The sequence below is a fragment of the Agromyces soli genome, from assembly GCF_022811605.1.
Lineage (GTDB): Bacteria > Actinomycetota > Actinomycetes > Actinomycetales > Microbacteriaceae > Agromyces > Agromyces soli.
In genome coordinates this window covers 3507478-3525727 of sequence record NZ_CP094533.1, presented here as the reverse complement: position 1 = coordinate 3525727, position 18250 = coordinate 3507478, and the positions used below count along the sequence as shown (strand labels likewise).

Here is an 18250-nt window from a genome sequence, read left to right as displayed (position 1 = left end):
TCGATGGACGCGCCGGAAGGCGCGCGCGGCCTAACGTCGAGAGCATCATGAACGATGCAGAGCTTCGACCCGTCCGCTCCGGAGTGCCCCGCTGGCTCCGCGTGCTGCTGCCCGCCGTCCTGATCCTCCTGTGGACGGCGGCGTTCGGCGTCGGCGGCGCCTCCTTCGGCGCCATCTCCGAGGTGCAGACGAACGACCAGACCCAGTTCCTGCCCGCGAGCGCCGAGGCGACCGAAGTGCAGGCCCTCCAGGAGAGCTTCCGCACGGGAGACGAGGTGCCCGCGATCGTCGTCTACGCGAGCGACGACGGCTCCAAGCTCGACGCCGCCGCCCTCGCCGACGTCGACGACGTCCGCGGGCTCATGGCCGGCGTCGACGGCGCGGGGGAGACCTCGCCGGTCATCCCCTCCGAAGACGGTGCCGCGGCGCAGTTCGTCGTCCCGGTGGACTCGGGCGCCGAGGGCGGGGTCGACGAGGTCGTCGGCCAGGTGCGGGAGCTCGTCGCCGAGCACCAGCTCGACGGCGTCACGAGCGCCGTCACCGGCCCGGCGGGCTTCACCGCCGACCTCGTGGCCGCCTTCGCCGGTATCGACGGTCTGCTGCTCGCCGTCGCCCTCGCCGCGGTGTTCGTCATCCTCGTGATCGTCTACCGCTCGCTCCTGCTGCCGTTCATCGTGCTCTTCACGAGCTTGTCGGCGCTCTGCGCCTCGGTGTTCGCCGTCGTCTCGCTCGCGCGCAGCGGCGCGCTGCTGCTCAGCGGCCAGACCCAGGGCATCCTCTTCATCCTCGTGATCGGCGCGGCCACCGACTATGCGCTGCTCTACACCGCGCGCTACCGCGAGGCGCTCGAGTCCGAGCCCGGCAAGTGGGCGGCGACGATGACCGCGCTCCGCCGCGCCTGGGAGCCGATCGTCGCCTCGGGCGGCACGGTCATCGCGGGGCTCCTCATCCTGCTCTTCAGCGAGCTCAACTCGAACAAGGCGCTCGGCCCGGTCGCGGCCATCGGCATCGTCGCGGCGCTCCTCGCCGCCCTCACCCTGCTGCCGGCGCTGCTGCTCTGGGCGGGCCGGGCGGCCTTCTGGCCGCGCAAGCTGCACCGACCGGATGCCTCGGCGCCCGGCGCCCCCGCGGAGCCCGAGCTGCCCGCCACGGGGCTCTGGGCGGGGCTTGCGCGCCTGGTCGGTCGGCGGCCGCGCCTCGTCTGGGTGCTCTCCGTGCTGCTCCTCGCCGGCATGTCGCTCGGCCTCGCCCGGCTCGACGCCGACGGGGTGCCGTCGAGCGAGTTCGTGCTGGGGCACTCCGAGGCGCGCGACGGGCAGGCACTGCTCGCCGAGCACTTCCCGGGCGGCTCCGGGGCGCCGGCGGCGATCGTCGGGCCGGAGGACGAGCTGCAGGCGATGGCCGACACCGCCCTCGCGACGGATGGCGTGGCGAGCGTCGCGGTGGTCTCGGCCGACTCGCCCTCCGGCACCGCGCCCGTGACGGCCGACGGCATCGGCGCGTTCGGCCCGCCCGGCACCCCGGCGCCCGAGCCGACGGTCGTCGACGGTCGGGTCCTGCTGCAGGCGACCCTCGACGACGCCCCGGACTCCGCGGCCGCCGAGCAGACCGTGCGGGAGCTGCGAGACGCGCTCGACGCCGTGTCGTCCGACGCGCTCGTCGGCGGCCCGACGGCAGTCGCCCTCGACACGAACGATGCGGCGATCGCCGACCGCACGCTCATCATCCCGCTGGTGCTCGCGGCGATCCTGCTCATCCTGATGCTGCTGCTGCGCGCCATCGTGGCGCCGCTGCTGCTCATCGCGAGCGTCGTGCTCTCGTACACGGCGGCGCTGGGCGTGTCCGCCTGGGTCTTCGAGGGGATCTTCCACTTCCCGGGCGCCGACCCGAGCGTGCCGCTCTTCGGCTTCGTCTTCCTCGTCGCCCTCGGAGTGGACTACAACATCTTCCTGATGACGCGGGTGCGCGAGGAGTCGCTGCGCTTCGGCGCGCGGGAGGGCGTGCTGCGCGGACTCCGGCTCACCGGCGGGGTGATCACCTCCGCCGGCCTGGTGCTCGCGGCGACGTTCGCGGCGCTGGGGGTGCTGCCGATCCTCTTCCTCGCGCAGATCTCCTTCATCGTCGCGTTCGGCGTGCTGCTCGACACCTTCCTGGTGCGCACCCTGCTCGTGCCCGCCCTGGCGTACGACCTGGGCCGGTCCATCTGGTGGCCGTCGAAGCTCGCCCGCGGGGCGCGCTGAGCGGGCGCGCCCCCGGGCGCGGGAGCGCCGAAGGGGCGCGGATGCCGAGGCATCCGCGCCCCTTCGGCGCTTCAGACGTGAGTTACACGCTCAGCGCGCGACGCACGAGCTCGCTCTGCTCGGCGGCGTGCCGCTTCGCCGAGCCGGTCGCGGGGGAGGCCGCGGCCGCACGCGAGATGACCTGGACCTGACGCGGCCCGAGCTTGTTCGTCTCGATGATGAAGTACGGCCAGGCGCCCTGGTTCTCCGGCTCGTCCTGCGCCCACACCAGCTCGGCGTTCGGGTAGGAGTCGGTGACCGCCTTCAGCTCGCCGGCGGGCAGCGGGTAGAGCTGCTCCAGGCGGACGAGGGCGATCTCGGGGTTGGGTGACTTCTCGAGCTCCGCCGCGAGGTCGTAGTAGAGCTTGCCCGACAGGAACACGACCCGCTTGACGGCGGCCTTGTCGGTGATGCGCGCATCGTCGATCACCGGCTCGAAGCGGCCCTGCGTGAAGTCGGCCACCTCGCTCGTGGCGCCGCGCAGGCGCAGCATCGCCTTCGGGGTGAAGACCACGAGCGGCTTGCGCGGCCGCGCGTACGCCTGACGGCGCAGCAGGTGGAAGTAGGACGCCGGCGTCGAGGGACGGGCGACCGTCATGTTGTTCTCGGCGCAGAGCTGGAGGTACCGCTCGATGCGGGCGCTCGAGTGGTCGGGGCCCTGGCCCTCGTAGCCGTGCGGCAGCAGGAGCACGACGCTCGAGCGCTGGCCCCACTTCTGCTCGGCCGAGGAGATGAACTCGTCGATGATGGTCTGCGCACCGTTCGCGAAGTCGCCGAACTGCGCCTCCCACGCCACGAGAGTGTCGGGGCGCTCCACCGAGTAGCCGTACTCGAAGCCCATCGCCGCGTACTCGCTGAGCAGCGAGTCGTAGACGTAGAAGCGGCCCTGGTTCTCGGCCAGGTTCATGAGCGGCAGCCATTCCTGGCCGTTCACCCGGTCGTGCATGACCGAGTGGCGCTGTACGAAGGTGCCGCGGCGCGCGTCCTGACCGGCGAGGCGCACGGGGGTGCCCTCGAGCAGGAGCGAGCCGAAGGCGAGCAGCTCGCCGAAGCCCCAGTCGATCTTGCCGTTGCGGCTCATGTCGACGCGCTTCGTGAGCAGCTGCTGGATCTTCGGGTGCACCGTGAAGCCGTCGGGCTTGTTGCCGAAGGCGTCGCCGACGGCGTGCACGACCTCGAGGGAGACGCCGGTCGTCTCGAGCTCGCCGCTGGCGGGCTCGGGTTCGGCGACGGACTCGGTCGCGCCGATCACCGGGATCGCGCCGGTCTGCGCCGCGTGCGTCTCCGCGAAGGCGCGCTCGAGGCGGTCCTGGAAGTCGCGGTGCGCGTTCTCGTACTCCTCCTCGGTGATGTCGCCGCGGCCGACGAGCGCCTCCGTGTAGAGCTTGCGCACGCTGCGCTTGGCCTCGATGAGGTTGTACATCAGCGGCTGCGTCATCGAGGGGTCGTCGCCCTCGTTGTGCCCGCGCCGGCGGTAGCAGATGAGGTCGATGACGACGTCTCGCTTGAACTCCTGGCGGTAGCGGAACGCGAGCTCCGCGACCCGCACGACCGCCTCGGGGTCGTCGCCGTTCACGTGGAAGATCGGCGCCTGGATCGTCTTCGCCACGTCGGTCGAGTAGATCGACGAACGGGCGTCGCCCGGCACGGTGGTGAAGCCGACCTGGTTGTTGATGTTGACGTGGATCGTGCCGCCCGTGCGGTAGCCGCGCAGCTGCGACATCTGCATGGTCTCGACGACCACGCCCTGGCCGGCCATCGCCGCGTCGCCGTGGACCAGGATCGGCAGGGTCGAGAAGGTGCCGATGGGCTTGCGGTCCTGCTTCGCGCGCACGATGCCCTCGAGCACGCCGTCGACGGCCTCGAGGTGCGAGGGGTTGGCGGCGAGCGAGACCGGGATCTGCTGGCCGCCGTCGGCGGTGAAGGTGCCCTCGGTGCCCAGGTGGTACTTCACGTCGCCGGAGCCCTGGCCGGCGGTCGCGCCCTCGAACTCGCGGAACACCTGGCCGTACGTCTTGCCGGCGATGTTCGTGAGCACGTTGAGCCGCCCGCGGTGGGCCATGCCGATCGCGACCTCGTCCATGCCGGCCTTCGCCGCGCCCTGGAGGATCTCGTCGAGCAGGGCGATCACCGACTCGCCGCCCTCGAGGCTGAAGCGCTTCTGGCCGACGTACTTCGTCTGCAGGAAGGTCTCGAACGCCTCGGCCTCGTTCAGCTTGCCGAGGATGCGCATCTGCTCGTCGTGGGTCGGCTTCTCGTAGGGCCGCTCGACCTCGTTCTGGATCCAGGCGCGCTGCACGGGGTCCTGGATGTGCATGAACTCGATGCCGATGGTGCGGCAGTAGGAGTCGCGCAGGACGCCCAGGATGTCGCGGAGCAGCGCCTTGCGCCGGTCGCCGAAGCCGCCGGTCACGAACTCGCGGTCGAGGTCCCAGAAGGTGAGGCCGTGGCTCGCGATGTCGAGGTCGGGGTGCGTGCGCTGCACGTACTCGAGCGGGTCGGTGTCGGCCATCATGTGACCGCGCACGCGGAACGCGTTGATGAGCTCCTGCACGCGGGCGGTCTTGTCGATCGCGCTCGCGACGTCGACCGCGATGTCCGGCGCCCACTGGATGGGCTCGTACGGCAGCCGGAGCGCGGCGAAGATGCCCTCGTAGAAGCCGCGCTGGCCGATCAGCAGCTCGTGCACCTTCTTCAGGAACTCGCCGGAGCCGGCGCCCTGGATGACCCGGTGGTCGTAGGTCGAGGTGAGGGTGATCGTCTTGCCGATCGCGAGGTTCGCGAGCGTCTTCTCGCTCGCGCCCTGGAACTCGGCGGGGTACTCGAGGGCGCCGGCGCCGATGATGCAGCCCTGGCCCTTCATGAGCCGCGGCACCGAGTGCACGGTGCCGATGCCGCCCGGGTTCGTCAGGGAGATCGTTCCGCCCTGGAAGTCGTCGGCCTTCAGCTTGTTCTGGCGCGCCCGCGAGACGAGGTCCTCGTACGCGGCGAGGTACTCGTTGAAGGTCATCGTCTCGGCGCGCTTGATGGCCGGGACGAGGAGGGCACGGGTGCCGTCGGGCTTCGGCAGGTCGATGGCGATGCCGAGGCCCACGTGGGCGGGCTTCACGAGGGAGGGCTTGCCCTCGACCTCGGCGTAGTAGACGTTCTGGCTCGGGAACTCCTTGAGCGCCTGGATCAGCGCCCAGCCGATGAGGTGGGTGAAGCTGATCTTGCCGCCGCGGGTGCGCCGCAGGTGGTTGTTGATCACGATGCGGTTGTCGATCATGAGCTTCGCGGGGACGGTGCGCACGCTCGTCGCGGTGGGAACGGTGAGCGAGGCGTCCATGTTGGCCGCGAGCGTCTTCGGCATGCCCTTGAGGGTCACGACCTCGTCCTCGCGCTCGGAGGCGACGACGGGCTGCGGGCTCGTGACGGGCACATCGGCCGGGACCGGCTCGGAGCGCGGCGCCCGGGAGGTGGTGCGCGCCGCCGGGGTCTGCCCGATGACGGGCGTCGGCGTGGTCGGCGTGGGCACGGCGCCGTTGGCCGAGCCGTCGGCCGAACCGTTGGCCGGTTGGGGAGCCGCCGGTGCGGCCTGCGCGGCCGGCGCCGGCGGAGCGGCGGAGGTCTCGGCCGCGGGAGCCGGAGCAGCGGCGGCGCTCTCGGCCGTCTTCGAGCGGTGGTAGTGCTCCAGCACCGGCCGCCAGGTCTCGTCGACGGAATCAGGGTCGGCGAGGTACTTCTCGTACATCTCGTCGACGAGCCATTCGTTGGCTCCGAATTCGCCCGACGCCGTCTCTTCGGCACCCGCCCCGGTCAATTGGCTCGACACAGCCTCTCGCCCACTCTCTCCGTTGATGAAAGGATTCCGCGGAGATCGGACCGGCCGCGCTCGCGACCGCGCCCCGATCACCCACCCAAGCCTAAACCCGTTGCGACCCGGCCGAGGACCTCGCGCCTGGCAGTACCGTGGGAGCCATGGAGTTCTACCGCACGGCGCCGACGCACGATCTGACGTACTCCGACGTATTCCTCGTCCCGAGCCGCTCCGGCGTGCCGAGCCGGCTCGACGTCTCGCTCGCCCCGGACGACGGATCGGGCGGCTCGATCCCCGTCGTCTCGGCGAACATGAACTCCATCACGGGGCCGCGCCTCGCCGCGACGCTCGCCCGCCGCGGCGGCATCGGCGTGCTCCCGCAGGATCTGCACCTGCAGGACCTTGCAGAATCCATCCGCTGGGTCAAGGCCCAATCGGCGAGCTTCGACATCCCGCACCGCTTCTCGCCGGATCAGACCGTCGCCGATGCCCTCGTGGCTCTGCCCGCCGCCGCCGGCCACGGCCTCGTGCTCGAGGACGAGCAGGGCGAGTTCCGCGGCTGCATCCTGGCCGAGCGCCTCGCGACGGCGCTCCCCGATGCCCGGCTCGGCGACCTCGTGCACGGCGGCAGCGCCGCGCTCGACGCCGACGACGTCGACACCCCGCGCCGCGCCTTCGACCTCATGGTGGAGGCCGAGCTCGACTTCGCCCCCGTGCTCCGGCACGGCAAGGTCGTCGGCACGCTCAGCCGGCGCAGCGCCCTCCGCGGCACGATCTACGAGGCCAACGTGGACGGCGACGGCCGGCTCCGCGTCGCCGCGGCCGTCGGCATCAACGGCGACGTCGAGGCCAAGGCCCGCGCGCTCGCCGCGGCCGGCGTCGACATGCTCGTGCTCGACACGGCCCACGGCCACCAGGAGGGCATGGTCGCCGCGGTCCGCCGCGTGCGCGACCTCGAGCTGGGGCTGCCCATCGTCGCGGGCAACGTCGTGACCGAGCAGGCGGTGGCCGATCTCGTCGAGGCCGGTGCCGACGTGCTGAAGGTCGGGGTCGGGCCCGGCGCGATGTGCACGACCCGCATGATGACCGCCGTCGGTCGCCCGCAGTTCTCCGCCGTGCTGGAGACCGCCGAGGCGGCGGCCGGCCTCGGGGCGAAGGTCTGGGCGGACGGCGGGGTGCGCTACCCGCGCGACGTCGCGCTCGCCCTCGCCGCCGGGGCGGCCTCGGTGATGATCGGCTCCTGGTTCGCCGGTACGATCGAGGCGCCCGGCGTGCTGCGCACCGACGCCGACGGCCGGCTGTACAAGGAGAGCTGGGGGATGGCCTCCACCAAGGCCGTGCGCGAGCGCTTCGACCGGCTCTCGCCCTACGAGCTCGCCCGCAAGGAGCTCTTCGCCGAGGGCATCTCCTCGTCGGCGATCTACCTCGACCCGCTCCGGCCCTCGCTCGAGGATCTGCTCGACATGATCACCTCCGGCGTGCGCAGCTCCTTCACCTACGCGGGGGCGCGCTCGCTCGCCGAGTTCCGCGATCGTGCGCTCGTCGGCATCCAGTCCGCGGCAGGCTACGAAGAGGGCAAGGCGCTGCCGGTCAGCTGGTGACGGATGCGGCGGCTTCCCAGTCTCGGAGCGGGACGCCGCCGATATACTGGCGGCACCATGGACGAACCTCCCTCTGCGAATACGCCCGGCCATAGACCCTCGCCCGTGACGCGTCGGGGAGGTGCCCGTGTCTGAGTGGATCCTGCTCGGCATCGGTGTGCTTCTCACGATCGGCACGGGCTTGTTCGTTGCGAGCGAGTTCGCGCTCGTCAACCTCGATCGCGCCGATCTCGAGGCGCGACGCGCCAGGGGCGAGACCCGATTGGGCCTCACCATCCAGGCGCTGAAGATCACCTCCACCCACCTCTCGAGCGCCCAGCTCGGCATCACGCTGACGACGCTGCTCACCGGTTACACGATGGAGCCCGCGATCTCCTCGCTGCTGGCGGGGCCGCTCACGGGCATCGGGCTCCCGGAGGAGCTCGTGCGGCCAGTGGGGGCGACGACCGCCGTCGTCATCGCGACGCTGCTGTCGATGCTCGTCGGCGAGCTCGTGCCGAAGAACTTCGCGCTCGCGCTCCCGCTCGCCACGGCGAAGCTCGTCATCCCGTTCCAGACCGCGTTCACCTGGGTCTTCCGGCCCGCGATCGCGGTGCTGAACGGCAGCGCCAACGCCGTCATCCGCTCCTTCGGCATCGAGCCGAAGGAGGAGCTCTCCGGCGCCCGCTCCGCTGAGGAGCTGAGCTCGCTCGTGCGCCGCTCCGCGAGCGCCGGCGTGCTCGAGCAGGACACGGCGACGCTGCTCGGCCGCACGCTGCGCTTCTCGGGCCACGACGCCTCCGACGTGATGACGCCGCGCCCGCGGCTCGCCGCGGTGCAGCGCCTCGAGCCGGCGGAGGCGGTCATCGAGCTGGCGCGCCAGACCGGCTACTCGCGCTTCCCGGTGTACGACGAGAACCTCGACGACATCGTCGGCGTCGTGCACGTCAAGCAGGCGGTGGCCGTGCCGCGCGAGCGCCGCGGCGAGGTGCCGACCTCGGCGCTGCAGTCCGACGCGCTCCGCGTGCCGGAGACCATGAAGCTCGACTCGCTCCTCGGCGAGCTGCGGGCGCGCGGCTTCCAGATGGCGGTGATCGTCGACGAGTACGGCGGAACCGCCGGGGTCGCGACGCTCGAGGACCTCGTCGAGGAGCTCGTCGGCGAGGTCGCCGACGAGCACGATCGCACGCGCGCGGGCATCGTGCGCCGTGGCGACGAGATCAGCTTCCCCGGCATCCTGCGCCCCGACGAGCTCGAGGAGCGCACCGGCATCCGCGTTCCCGAGAACGGCGACTACGAGACCGTGGCCGGGTTCATCACCGCGTCCCTCGGGCGCCTGCCCGTCGTCGGCGACGAGGTCGAGATCGACGAGGGCCGGCTCGAGGTGCGCCGGCTCGACGGCCGCCGGGTCGACCGGGTGAGGTTCATCCCGACCCCGCTCCCCACGGCCGATGAGGAAGGGGGCGAGCGATGAGCGACTGGGCCGGACTCGCCTGGCTGTTCGTGCTGCTGCTCGCGAACGCCTTCTTCGTGGGCGCCGAATTCGCCGTCATCTCGGCGCGGCGCTCGCAGATCGAACCGCTCGCCGAACAGGGCAAGCGCAGCGCCAAGACCGCGCTCTGGGCGATGGAGCACGCGACGCTCATGCTCGCGATGAGCCAGCTCGGCATCACGATCTGCTCGCTGCTGATCCTGAACGTCTCGGAGCCGGCGATCCACCACCTGCTCGAGATCCCGCTGGCGCTCACCGGCTGGAGCGAAGAGGTGATCGGCACGGTCGCGTTCATCATCACGCTGGTGCTCGTGAGCTACCTGCACGTGGTGTTCGGCGAAATGGTGCCGAAGAACCTCTCGTTCTCGGTGCCCGACCGCGCGGTGCTGCTGCTCGCCCCGCCGCTGGTGTTCATCGCCCGCCTCCTGAAGTTCGTCATCGTGGCGCTGAACGCGACGGCGAACGGGGTGCTGCGGCTCTTCGGCGTCGAGCCGAAGAACGAGGCGAACTCGACGTTCACGCTCGACGAGGTGCAGACCATCGTCGACCAGTCCCGCCGCGAGGGCGTGCTCGACGACGCGAGCGGCACGCTGAGCGCGGCGTTCGAGTTCACGACGAAGCGCGTCTCCGACGTCGCGGTGCCGATGGACTCGCTCGTCAGCCTGCCGCCCGGGGCCACCCCGCGGGACGTCGAGCGCGCGGTCGCCAAGCACGGCTTCTCGCGCTACGTCATCCTCGGCGAGGACGGCGAGCCCGACGGCTACGTGCACCTGAAGGACGTCATCGACCTCGACGACGGCGAGTTCGACGACCCGCTGCCCGCGAAGCGGGTGCGGCGGCTCGTCTCGGTCTTCGACGGCACCGAGGTCGAGGACGCGCTGTCGACGATGCGCCGGCTCGGCACGCACGTCGCCCGCGCCTTCGACCGGGAGGGGGCGACGACGGGCGTGGTGTTCCTCGAGGACATCATCGAGGAGCTCGTCGGCGAGGTGCACGACGCGACCAGGCGGGGCTGACGCCACCGCGACCGAAGGGCGGCCCCGCGCAGGCGGGGCCGCCCTTCGGCGTCAGCGGCAGGTGCCGATTCCGGCGTAGACTGAGCGCGACCCGAGGAATCGAGGTTCACTCATGTTCGAGACGATCCTGGCGACGGCGGTCCTGCCGGCGCACGACCTCGACCGCGCCAGGCAGTGGTGGGCGCAGGTGCTCGGCCGCGAGCCCATCGGCGGCGAGCCGGAGGGCGAGACGCTGTTCTACGAGATCGGCGGCCTGCCCGTCATGGTGTACCGCACGGGCTTCGCCGGCACCGCGCAGAACACCGCCTTCAATCTGCTCACCGACGACCTCGACCGTGACATGGCGGCGCTCCGCGCAGCGGGCGTGGCCTTCCACGAGTACGACCTCCCGGGCCTCAGCACGGTCGACGGCGTCGCCGAGCTCGGCGACGAGCGTGCGGCCTGGTTCAGCGACAGCGAGGGCAACATCTTCTCGCTGAGCCAGCCGGCCGGGGAGTCGGCGGCACTCGTCGAGCGCTTGCGCGCCCGGAACTCGGCCGGCTGACTCCGCCTCAGGCCGAGCGCTCGCGGAGCCAGCGCTCGAGACCGGCGGCGTCGGTGAAGACATGCCCGTCGCCGCCCGCAGCCCGCGCGCCCTCGACGTTCTCGGCCCGGTTGTCGATGAACAGGAACTCCTCGGGCACGATGCCGAGCTCGGCGATGACGTGCTCGTAGATGTCGGCGTTCGGCTTCACGAGCCCGAGCTCGCCGCTCACGAAGACCCGCTCGAACAGCGGACCGAAGGAGCCGTGCCGCAGCCAGCCCGAGAAGTCGGCGCCCGCGTTCGACAGCAGGGCCAAGCGGGTGCCGCCGGCCTGCAGCGCGTGCAGCACGGCGAGGGTGCCCGGATCGACGCTGAGCCAGCCGCGGTGGTCGATCGCCCACAACTCGTGCACGTCGATTGGGGAGAACTCCGTGCCGAGGCCCGCGGCGACCGCCGACCAGTAGCCGAAGATCGAGAGGGTGCCCTGGTCGAGGCCCTCGCGGTGCGCCCAGTACTCGTGCCAGAACGCGTCCTCCTGCTCGGGGGCGACGCGCGCCCGGGCGACGAGGGCGGCGCGGTCGGCGGCGCCGGGCTCGCGGGAGATCACCTCGCCGTAGTCGAACACGACGACGGCGGGGGAGAGGGCGATGGGGGCGAGGGCTGTCGGAGTCATCCCGGCCAACCTATCGTTGGAGCATGAGCGCTGGCGGATGGCAGGAATGGCAGGCCGGGGACGCGGCGGAGTGGCTGCGGCCGCCCACCGCGGACGACGACAAGTACTCCCGCGGCGTGCTCGGGGTGGTCACCGGTTCCCACGAGTACCCCGGGGCGGCACTGCTCGGGGTCGAGGCCGCCACCCGGAGCGGCGTCGGCATGGTGCGCTACACGGGGCCGCGCCCCGTGCGGGCGCTCGTGCTGGCCCGCGCACCCGAGGTGGTCACGACCTCCGGCCGGGTGCAGGCCTGGCTGCTCGGCTCGGGCATGGACCCCTCGCGCCGCTCCTTCGTGCTCATCGGCGAGCTCGAGCACGCGCTCGCCTCCGGCCTCCCGGTCGTGCTCGACGCGGGCGCCCTCGACCTCGTCGGCGCGCATTCGGCGCCCACCGTCATCACCCCGCACGCTCGCGAGCTCGCGACCCTGCTCGCCGACCGGGAGGTGCGCACGAGCGTCGAGGAGGTCCGCAGCGACCCGGCCGCGTGGGCGGCGCGCGCCGCGCGCGAGATCGGCGTCGTCGTGCTGCTGAAGGGCGCGGTGACGCACATCGCCGATCCGGACGGCGCGGCGATCGCCGTGACCGCGCCGACGCACCGGCTCGCCACCGCCGGCTCGGGCGACGTGCTGGGCGGCATCCTCGGCGCGCTCGTCGCCGGCTCCCACGAGCGCCTCGCGAACGACGCGCACGCGCTCGCCCCGATCGCCGCGACCGCAGTGCTGGTGCACGGGCTCGCCGCCGAGCGGGCCGTCGCCGCGGTCGACGGCGGCCCGATCGTCGCCTCCGACATCACCGCGCAGGTGCAGCGGGTGCTGGGTCAGCTCGCGGGCTGAACGCCCCGCCGGACCGTCGTCGGAAGCGGCCGCGCGTCAGCCGGGCAGCACACGGGCGAGGAACGCGCGGGTGCGCTCCTCGCGCGGAGCGGCGAAGAACTGCCGCGACGGCCCCTGCTCCACGATGCGGCCGCCGTCGAGGAACACCACCCGGTCGGCGACGTCCCGTGCGAACGCCATCTCGTGCGTCGCCATCAGGATGGTCGTGCCGCCGTCGGCGAGGGAGCGGACGAGGGCCAGCACCTCGCCGACGAGCTCGGGGTCGAGGGCGCTCGTCACCTCGTCGAGCAGGAGCAGCTCGGGTCCGGTCGCGATGGCCCGCACGATCGCGACGCGCTGCTGCTGCCCGCCCGAGAGCCGGTCGGGGTAGGCGCGGGCGAAGTCGGCCAGGCCGATCGAGGCGAGGAGCTCCTGCCCGCGGCGCTCCGCTTCGGCCTTCGGCGTGCGATGCACCAGGCGGGAGGCGAGCGTCACGTTGTCGAGCACGCTCAGGTGCGGGAACAGGTTGTAGTGCTGGAAGACGGCGCCGATCCGCGCGCGGACCGCATCGGCATCCACTCGCGGATCGCTGATGTCGCGACCCGCGAGCCGGATGACGCCGTCGTCGATCGGCTCGAGGAGGTTCGCGGTGCGCAGCAGCGTCGACTTGCCCGAGCCGGAGGCGCCGATGAGCGCGACGACCTCGTGCGCGCGCACCTCGAGGTCGACCCCGTCGAGGACGACGTGCTCGCCGTACGCGCGGCGGACGCCCGAGAGGGCGAGCACGGGTTCGCGCTCGCCCGCGGCCCCGGCGGGCGGCTGCGCCCCGTCGGCTGCGCGGCTCATACGATGCTCCCGATCTGCTCGCGTCGCCGCATCCGCGCCGTCACCCAGTCGGTGAGCCGGACCATCGGCAGCGCGAGGAGGACGAACAGCAGCCCGGCGACGACGTAGGGCGTGAAGTTGAAGTAGTGCGCCGTCTCGATCTGCGCCGCCCGCACCGCGTCGACCGCGCCGAGCACCGAGATCAGCCCGACGTCCTTCTGCATCGCGACGAAGTCGTTCATGAGCGCCGGCGTCACCTTGCGGATCGCCTGCGGCAGCACGACCCGGCGCATCGTCTGCGCGTGGCTCAGGCCGAGCGAGCGCGCGGCGAGCCGCTGCGAGGGGTGCACCGCCTCGATGCCGGCGCGGAACACCTCGGCGACGTACGCCGAGTACACCAGGACGATCGCGATCGTGCCCCAGACCGCGACCGGCAGCCGCGGGAAGAACTCGAGCGCGGGCACGCCGTAGCCGACGAGGTAGAGCACGATGAGCAGCGGCACCCCGCGGAAGAGATCGGTGTAGCCGGCCGCGATCGCCCGCAGCGGGAAGAACACCGGGCCGCGGAGGGTGCGCAGAGTCGCCAGCGTGATGGCGACGAGCAGCACGCCGACGGCGGCGAAGACGAGCACCTGGAGGTTCAGCAGCAGCCCCTCGGCGATGCGCGGGAGGGAGGCGATCGCCACCTCGGGATCGAAGAAGGTCTCCGCGACCCGCGCCCACCCCGGCGAGCCGAGCACCGCCCAGGCGAGCAGCCCGGCGAAGACGAGCGTGCTCAGGGCGCTCACGAGCACCGATCGCCAGGTCTGCCGACGGCGGAACGCCCGGCGGCCGAGCTCGAGTTCGCTCGGCCGCCAGGCGCCGTCGGGGGATGCTGCGCTCATGCGGCCGCCGGAGCGGCCGGAGCGGCCACGCGGGTCACTTGAGGACGGGCGCCGTGTCGTCGCCGCCGAGCCACTTCGCCGCGAGCTCGTCGAGCGTACCGTTCTCGCGCAGCGCGTCGACCGCGGCGGTGACCTTCTCGGTCAGCGGGGAGTCCTTCGCGAGCACGAGGCCGAACTGGTCGCCGCCGCCCGTCGAGGGCAGCTGGCCGATGATCTTGCCGCCGTCGAGCTCCGCGCCCGTCAGGTAGAACGCGGTCGGCAGGTCGACGACGATGGCGTCGACGGTGCCGCTCTGCAGCGCGAGCTTCGCGTCGTCGTTCGTGTTGAAGATCTGCGCCCCGCCCTCGGGGGCGATCGTCTGCTCGACCGCGGTGAGGCTCGTCGTGCCGGTCTGGGCGCCGATCTTGAACGGCTTCAACTCGGCGATCGTGGTCGCGCCGGCCGCGGGCGAGGCGTCGACCGTGACGACCACCTGCGTGGTCTCGTAGTACGGCGAGGAGAAGTCGACGGCCTGCTTGCGCTCGTCGGTGATGGAGAACTGCTGGAGGTTGAAGTCGAAGTCCTTCGGTCCCGGCGCGATCGCCTGCTCGAAGGTGGAGCGCACCCAGACCACGTCGTCCTTCGTGAAGCCGAGCTCGTCGGCGACCGCGTAGGCCACGGCCGACTCGAAGCCCTCGCCGGACTCGGGGGCGTCGTCGATGACCCAGGGGAAGTACGCGGGCTGGCCGGTGCCGATCGTGAGCTTGCCGTCGGTCACGTAGCCCTCGGCGCTCGGGCCGGCGGCCTGGCCGTCACCGCCCGCGGTGCAGCCGGCGAGGGCGAGGGCCGCTGCGGCGGCGAGGGCGACGGCGGTGAGCGTGCGACGGGTCATGGCGGGGCCTTCCGATCGGGATGACTCCAGCTTGGCCGAACTCGCCGCATTCCGCAGCCCGCATGGCGTCGTATGACGGCCCGGCGCGGCTAGGCTCTGAGCCATGCCGGATCGGGTGGGGGGTCGTCGATCGAGCCGTGGCATCCGCCGTCTTCTGGCCGGGCGGGGCGCGATCTGGATCGCGTTCGCGCTCGTGCACGCCGCGCTGATCGCGCTCAATCTCTTCGCGCAGGGCCTGCCGCTCGGCGACGTGACCGGGGTGTACCGGATCTGGGCCGAGAACGCGGCGCACGGCTACGCGCGAATGGGCATCGACCTGCCGTGGGTGTACCCGATCCTCGCCTTCGCTCCGATGGCGGCGTCCCTCGCGTTCGGCGGGCCGTGGTTCGGCGAGACGTGGCTCGCGCTCGTCACCGTGCTGAACGGGATCACCCTCGCGGTGCTGCTCGGGCGGGCGGCCTTCTCCAGGCACCGCCGGCTCGCCGCCTGGTGGTGGCTCGGCTTCCTCGCGCTGCTCGGGCCCATCGCGCTCGGCCGGATCGACGCCGTCACCGTGCCCTTCGCGATGCTCGGCCTGCTCTGGGCCGCCGGCCGGCCCCGCGTCGCCGCCGTGCTGCTCACCATCGGCGCGTGGATCAAGGTCTGGCCGGCCGCTCTCGTCGCCGCCCTCGTCGTGGCGCTCCGCCGCAGGGCCGAGGTCGTGATGATCGCGCTCGCGCTGAGCTTCGGCATCCTCGCGGTGAGCGTCGTCGCCGGAGCGGGCGCCAACGCGATCGGCTTCATCGGCGAGCAGGCGGGCCGCGGGCTCCAGGTCGAGGCGCCGCTCGCGGTGCCCTGGCTGTGGGCGATCGTCGCCGGCGCGCCCGGGGTGCACATCGCCTACGACCGCGAGATCCTGACCTACCAGGTGTACGGACCCGGCGTCGAGACCGCCGCCTGGCTCACCACGCCGCTGCTCGCCGTCGGCGTCGCGGCCGTGCTCGCCGTCGGCATCCGCGCGGCGCGACGTGGCGCACCGTTCGGCCGGCTGCTGCCACCGCTCGCGCTCGCCTTCGTCGTGGTGCTGCTGCTCGGCAACAAGGTCGGCTCGCCGCAGTTCGTCACCTGGCTCGCCGCCCCGATCGTGCTGGGGCTCGTGCTGCGCCCCGCGCGCTTCGCGGTGCCGGCGCTGCTCGCGGCCGGCGCGGCGCTGCTCACCCACGTCATCTACCCGTACTGGTACGGCTGGCTGCTCGTCGCAGACCCGGCGTTCGTGCTGCTCTTGACGGGCAAGGTCGCGCTGCTCGCGCTGCTGCTCGCGTGGGCGCTGCGACGGTTGTGGCAGGCTGGAAGCCGGGTCGCGCTCCCGGTGGACACCCGACCGCAGTCGATGGAGTCAGGATCGAGACTCGGGCGGGCGATCGGCGGGAGGGACTGAGATGATCCGCGTACTGCGGGACAGCGAGGAGTGGGGCTCCCCGCATCTCGAGTTGCTCCAATCGAACATTCTGGAGCAGCTCGATGCGGAGAACATGCTCTGCGACCTGGGGCTCGAGGCCGACGCCCTGGAGAGACTGGCCTGGGCACTGACGGCGAACATCCAATATGCGTTCGACGTGCGTTGGGCGCCGAAGTGGGTGCCGAAGGGGTCCCCGCACATCTGGGTCCAGTGGGACCAAACATTCGCACGGTGCAACGAGTGCCTCGCCGAGAGCCCTGCGCTCGCCTCGGAGAACCAGGCAAGGGCGTGGTTCTCCTCGCACCGGGTGATTCACGAGAACACGGAGTAGGAGCAGACATGCTGGTGGCATTCTCAGTCGCGCCGAGCGGCACGGGGCGGAGCGACGGCTCGGTGCACGACGCCGTCGCGGCGGCGGTGAAGATCGTGCGGGAGTCCGGGCTGCCGAACCGCACCACCTCGATGTTCACTGAGATCGAGGGGGAGTGGGACGAGGTCTTCGACGTGGTCCGGCGGGCGACCGAGGCCGTCGGCGCGTACGGCTCGCGCGTCTCGCTCGTGCTGAAGGCCGACATCCGCCCGGGCTACGCCGGCGAGCTCGACGCGAAGGTCGAGCGGCTGGAGCAGGCGATCGACGAGGCATAGTCGGCGCGCTCGCACGGACGCACGACGGCGGATGACGGCATCCGCTTGTCGAATCGATTCGAGGCGTGACAGAATCGCCGGGTGATCCCCGACTCCTCCGGGCCGACGACGCTGTCGCCGGCCCGTCTCCGTTTCGCGCTGCTGGCGCTCGCCCTCGGCGGCTTCGGCATCGGCGCCACCGAGTTCGTCGCGATGGGCCTACTGCCCGACATCGCGGGCGATCTGCTGCCCGGCCTCGCCGCCACCTCGCCCGACGAGGCGAACGCGCAGGCCGGCTGGCTCATCTCCGCGTACGCGCTGGGCGTCGTCGTCGGGGCGCCCACCATCGCCGCGGCGGCGGCGAAGTGGCCGCGCAAGCGGCTGCTGCTCGCCCTCGCCGCCTGGTTCGCCCTCGGCACGCTCGCCTCGGCCCTGCTGCCGAGCTTCGGCCTCGTGCTCGTCGCCCGCTTCGTCGCCGCGCTGCCGCACGGCGCGTACTTCGGCATCGCCTCCCTCGTCGCGGCGAGCCTGATGGGGCCGGGCAAGCGCGCCCGCGGCGTCGCGCTCGTGCTCTCCGGGCTCACCATCGCGAACGTCGTCGGCGTGCCGAGCATCACCTGGCTCGGGCAGCTCGCGGGCTGGCGGATCGCCTATCTCGCCGTCGCCGTGATCTTCGTGCTCACCTTCCTCGCGATCGCGGCGGCGGTGCCGTGGCAGGCGGGCGACCCCGCGGCGAGCATCCGTCGCGAGCTCGGCGCCTTCCGCCGCTCGCAGGTCTGGTTCGCGATCGCGATCGGCGCGATCGGCTTCGGCGGCTTCTTCGCGATGTACAGCTACATCGCGCCGCTCGCCACCGAGGTGACGGGGCTCGAAGCGGCCTTCGTGCCCTTCGTGCTCGTCGCGACCGGCCTCGGCATGACCGTCGGCAACCTCATCGGCGGCCGCCTCGCCGACTGGAGCGTGCGCCGCACGATGTACCTGTTCTTCGTCGCCCTCGCGGCGGCACTGCTGCTGCTCGCCCTCACGGCGAGCCATCCGCTCGGCCTCTTCGGTGGGGTCTTCCTCGTCGGCGTGACGTCCTCGGCGCTCGCGCCGACCATCCAGACCCGCCTCATGGACGTCGCCCGCGACAGCCAGTCGATCGCCGCCGCGCTGAACCACTCGGCGCTGAACGTCGGCAACAGCATGGGCGCGGTGCTCGGCGGCCTCGTGATCGCCGGCGGCCTCGGCTACCTCGCCCCGATCTGGGTCGGCTTCGCGCTGACGCTCGCGGGCATCGCCCTCGCGTTCGCGAGCTTCGCGCTCGACCGGCGGCGGATCGGCCGCGGCGTCGACGTGCCGTACGCGACCGGGGCGGTCGCGGCGGCCGAGCGGGACTGAGCGGAGCGGCCGGCC

At 72.2% G+C, this 18250-nt stretch carries 15 protein-coding genes; 10 read left to right on the top strand and 5 right to left on the bottom strand.

Annotated features, from left to right (window positions below):
• The first annotated feature begins 47 nt into the window (after positions 1-47).
• Positions 48-2240 carry an MMPL family transporter gene (locus tag MTP13_RS16935; RefSeq protein ID WP_243568818.1) on the top strand — a complete coding sequence of 731 codons (2193 nt, stop codon included), beginning with the start codon at positions 48-50 and terminating at the stop codon, positions 2238-2240.
• A gap of 82 nt (positions 2241-2322) precedes the next feature.
• On the opposite strand, the gene MTP13_RS16930 is transcribed toward MTP13_RS16935, so the two are convergent.
• Positions 2323-6093 carry a multifunctional oxoglutarate decarboxylase/oxoglutarate dehydrogenase thiamine pyrophosphate-binding subunit/dihydrolipoyllysine-residue succinyltransferase subunit gene (locus MTP13_RS16930; RefSeq protein WP_243568817.1) on the bottom strand — a complete coding sequence of 1257 codons (3771 nt, stop codon included), beginning with the start codon at positions 6091-6093 and terminating at the stop codon, positions 2323-2325.
• Between the two features lie 146 nt (positions 6094-6239).
• Here MTP13_RS16930 and guaB1 point away from each other — a divergent pair, with 146 nt between their 5' ends.
• From guaB1 to MTP13_RS16910, 4 genes are all read left to right on the top strand, one after another.
• The gene (gene guaB1 / locus MTP13_RS16925) at positions 6240-7679 is read left to right on the top strand and encodes a GMP reductase (protein WP_243568816.1); all 1440 of its coding nucleotides are present in this window, start codon (positions 6240-6242) and stop codon (positions 7677-7679) included.
• Between the two features lie 127 nt (positions 7680-7806).
• Positions 7807-9132 carry a hemolysin family protein gene (locus MTP13_RS16920; protein WP_243568815.1) on the top strand — a complete coding sequence of 442 codons (1326 nt, stop codon included), beginning with the start codon at positions 7807-7809 and terminating at the stop codon, positions 9130-9132.
• Complete coding sequence (locus tag MTP13_RS16915; protein WP_243568814.1) at positions 9129-10166, top strand: hemolysin family protein; 1038 nt, start codon at positions 9129-9131, stop codon at positions 10164-10166. The genes MTP13_RS16920 and MTP13_RS16915 overlap by 4 nt, the downstream gene beginning before the upstream one ends.
• 112 nt (positions 10167-10278) lie before the next feature.
• Complete coding sequence (locus tag MTP13_RS16910) at positions 10279-10710, top strand: VOC family protein (RefSeq protein ID WP_243568813.1); 432 nt, start codon at positions 10279-10281, stop codon at positions 10708-10710.
• Positions 10711-10717: 7 nt separating this feature from the next.
• Here MTP13_RS16910 and MTP13_RS16905 read toward each other — a convergent pair whose 3' ends face one another.
• Positions 10718-11362: an HAD family hydrolase gene (locus MTP13_RS16905; RefSeq protein ID WP_243568812.1), complete on the bottom strand. Its 645-nt coding sequence runs from the start codon at positions 11360-11362 to the stop codon at positions 10718-10720.
• 23 nt (positions 11363-11385) lie between these two features.
• Here MTP13_RS16905 and MTP13_RS16900 point away from each other — a divergent pair, with 23 nt between their 5' ends.
• Complete coding sequence (locus MTP13_RS16900) at positions 11386-12234, top strand: ADP-dependent NAD(P)H-hydrate dehydratase (protein WP_243568811.1); 849 nt, start codon at positions 11386-11388, stop codon at positions 12232-12234.
• Between the two features lie 36 nt (positions 12235-12270).
• On the opposite strand, the gene MTP13_RS16895 is transcribed toward MTP13_RS16900, so the two are convergent.
• From MTP13_RS16895 to MTP13_RS16885, 3 genes are read right to left on the bottom strand one after another with little or no spacing between them, the layout of a single operon-like run.
• Positions 12271-13059, bottom strand: a complete 789-nt coding sequence (locus MTP13_RS16895) for an amino acid ABC transporter ATP-binding protein (RefSeq protein WP_243568810.1) — start codon at positions 13057-13059, stop codon at positions 12271-12273.
• Positions 13056-13922, bottom strand: coding sequence for an amino acid ABC transporter permease (locus tag MTP13_RS16890; protein WP_243568809.1), 867 nt, complete (start codon positions 13920-13922; stop codon positions 13056-13058). Before MTP13_RS16890 ends, MTP13_RS16895 begins: the two co-directional genes overlap by 4 nt.
• Positions 13923-13956: 34 nt before the next feature.
• Positions 13957-14793: an ABC transporter substrate-binding protein gene (locus MTP13_RS16885; RefSeq protein WP_243568808.1), complete on the bottom strand. Its 837-nt coding sequence runs from the start codon at positions 14791-14793 to the stop codon at positions 13957-13959.
• 103 nt (positions 14794-14896) lie between these two features.
• Here MTP13_RS16885 and MTP13_RS16880 point away from each other — a divergent pair, with 103 nt between their 5' ends.
• The 4 genes from MTP13_RS16880 (at position 14897) to MTP13_RS16865 (ending at position 18235) form a co-directional block, all read left to right on the top strand.
• Complete coding sequence (locus tag MTP13_RS16880) at positions 14897-16210, top strand: hypothetical protein (protein ID WP_243568807.1); 1314 nt, start codon at positions 14897-14899, stop codon at positions 16208-16210.
• Position 16211: 1 nt separating this feature from the next.
• Positions 16212-16562 (top strand): hypothetical protein, encoded by a 351-nt coding sequence (locus MTP13_RS16875; RefSeq protein ID WP_243568806.1) that lies wholly within the window; start codon positions 16212-16214, stop codon positions 16560-16562.
• Positions 16563-16570: 8 nt separating this feature from the next.
• Positions 16571-16876: a thiamine-binding protein gene (locus MTP13_RS16870; protein ID WP_230766043.1), complete on the top strand. Its 306-nt coding sequence runs from the start codon at positions 16571-16573 to the stop codon at positions 16874-16876.
• Between the two features lie 81 nt (positions 16877-16957).
• On the top strand, positions 16958-18235 hold the full coding sequence (locus tag MTP13_RS16865; RefSeq protein ID WP_243568805.1) for an MFS transporter: 1278 nt from the start codon (positions 16958-16960) through the stop codon (positions 18233-18235).
• Positions 18236-18250 lie beyond the last annotated feature (15 nt).

What these genes read in the sequence shown, in the direction of transcription:
- MTP13_RS16935 (WP_243568818.1), top strand. Translation starts at nt 48, where the DNA reads ATGAACGATGCAGAGCTTCGACCCGTCCGCTCCGGAGTGCCCCGCTGG.
- MTP13_RS16880 (WP_243568807.1), top strand. Translation starts at nt 14,897, where the DNA reads ATGCCGGATCGGGTGGGGGGTCGTCGATCGAGCCGTGGCATCCGCCGT.
- guaB1 (WP_243568816.1), top strand. Translation starts at nt 6,240, where the DNA reads ATGGAGTTCTACCGCACGGCGCCGACGCACGATCTGACGTACTCCGAC.
- MTP13_RS16870 (WP_230766043.1), top strand. Translation starts at nt 16,571, where the DNA reads ATGCTGGTGGCATTCTCAGTCGCGCCGAGCGGCACGGGGCGGAGCGAC.
- MTP13_RS16910 (WP_243568813.1), top strand. Translation starts at nt 10,279, where the DNA reads ATGTTCGAGACGATCCTGGCGACGGCGGTCCTGCCGGCGCACGACCTC.
- MTP13_RS16875 (WP_243568806.1), top strand. Translation starts at nt 16,212, where the DNA reads ATGATCCGCGTACTGCGGGACAGCGAGGAGTGGGGCTCCCCGCATCTC.
- MTP13_RS16890 (WP_243568809.1), bottom strand. Translation starts at nt 13,922, where the DNA reads ATGAGCGCAGCATCCCCCGACGGCGCCTGGCGGCCGAGCGAACTCGAG.
- MTP13_RS16915 (WP_243568814.1), top strand. Translation starts at nt 9,129, where the DNA reads ATGAGCGACTGGGCCGGACTCGCCTGGCTGTTCGTGCTGCTGCTCGCG.
- MTP13_RS16905 (WP_243568812.1), bottom strand. Translation starts at nt 11,362, where the DNA reads ATGACTCCGACAGCCCTCGCCCCCATCGCCCTCTCCCCCGCCGTCGTC.
- MTP13_RS16900 (WP_243568811.1), top strand. Translation starts at nt 11,386, where the DNA reads ATGAGCGCTGGCGGATGGCAGGAATGGCAGGCCGGGGACGCGGCGGAG.
- MTP13_RS16895 (WP_243568810.1), bottom strand. Translation starts at nt 13,059, where the DNA reads ATGAGCCGCGCAGCCGACGGGGCGCAGCCGCCCGCCGGGGCCGCGGGC.
- MTP13_RS16885 (WP_243568808.1), bottom strand. Translation starts at nt 14,793, where the DNA reads ATGACCCGTCGCACGCTCACCGCCGTCGCCCTCGCCGCCGCAGCGGCC.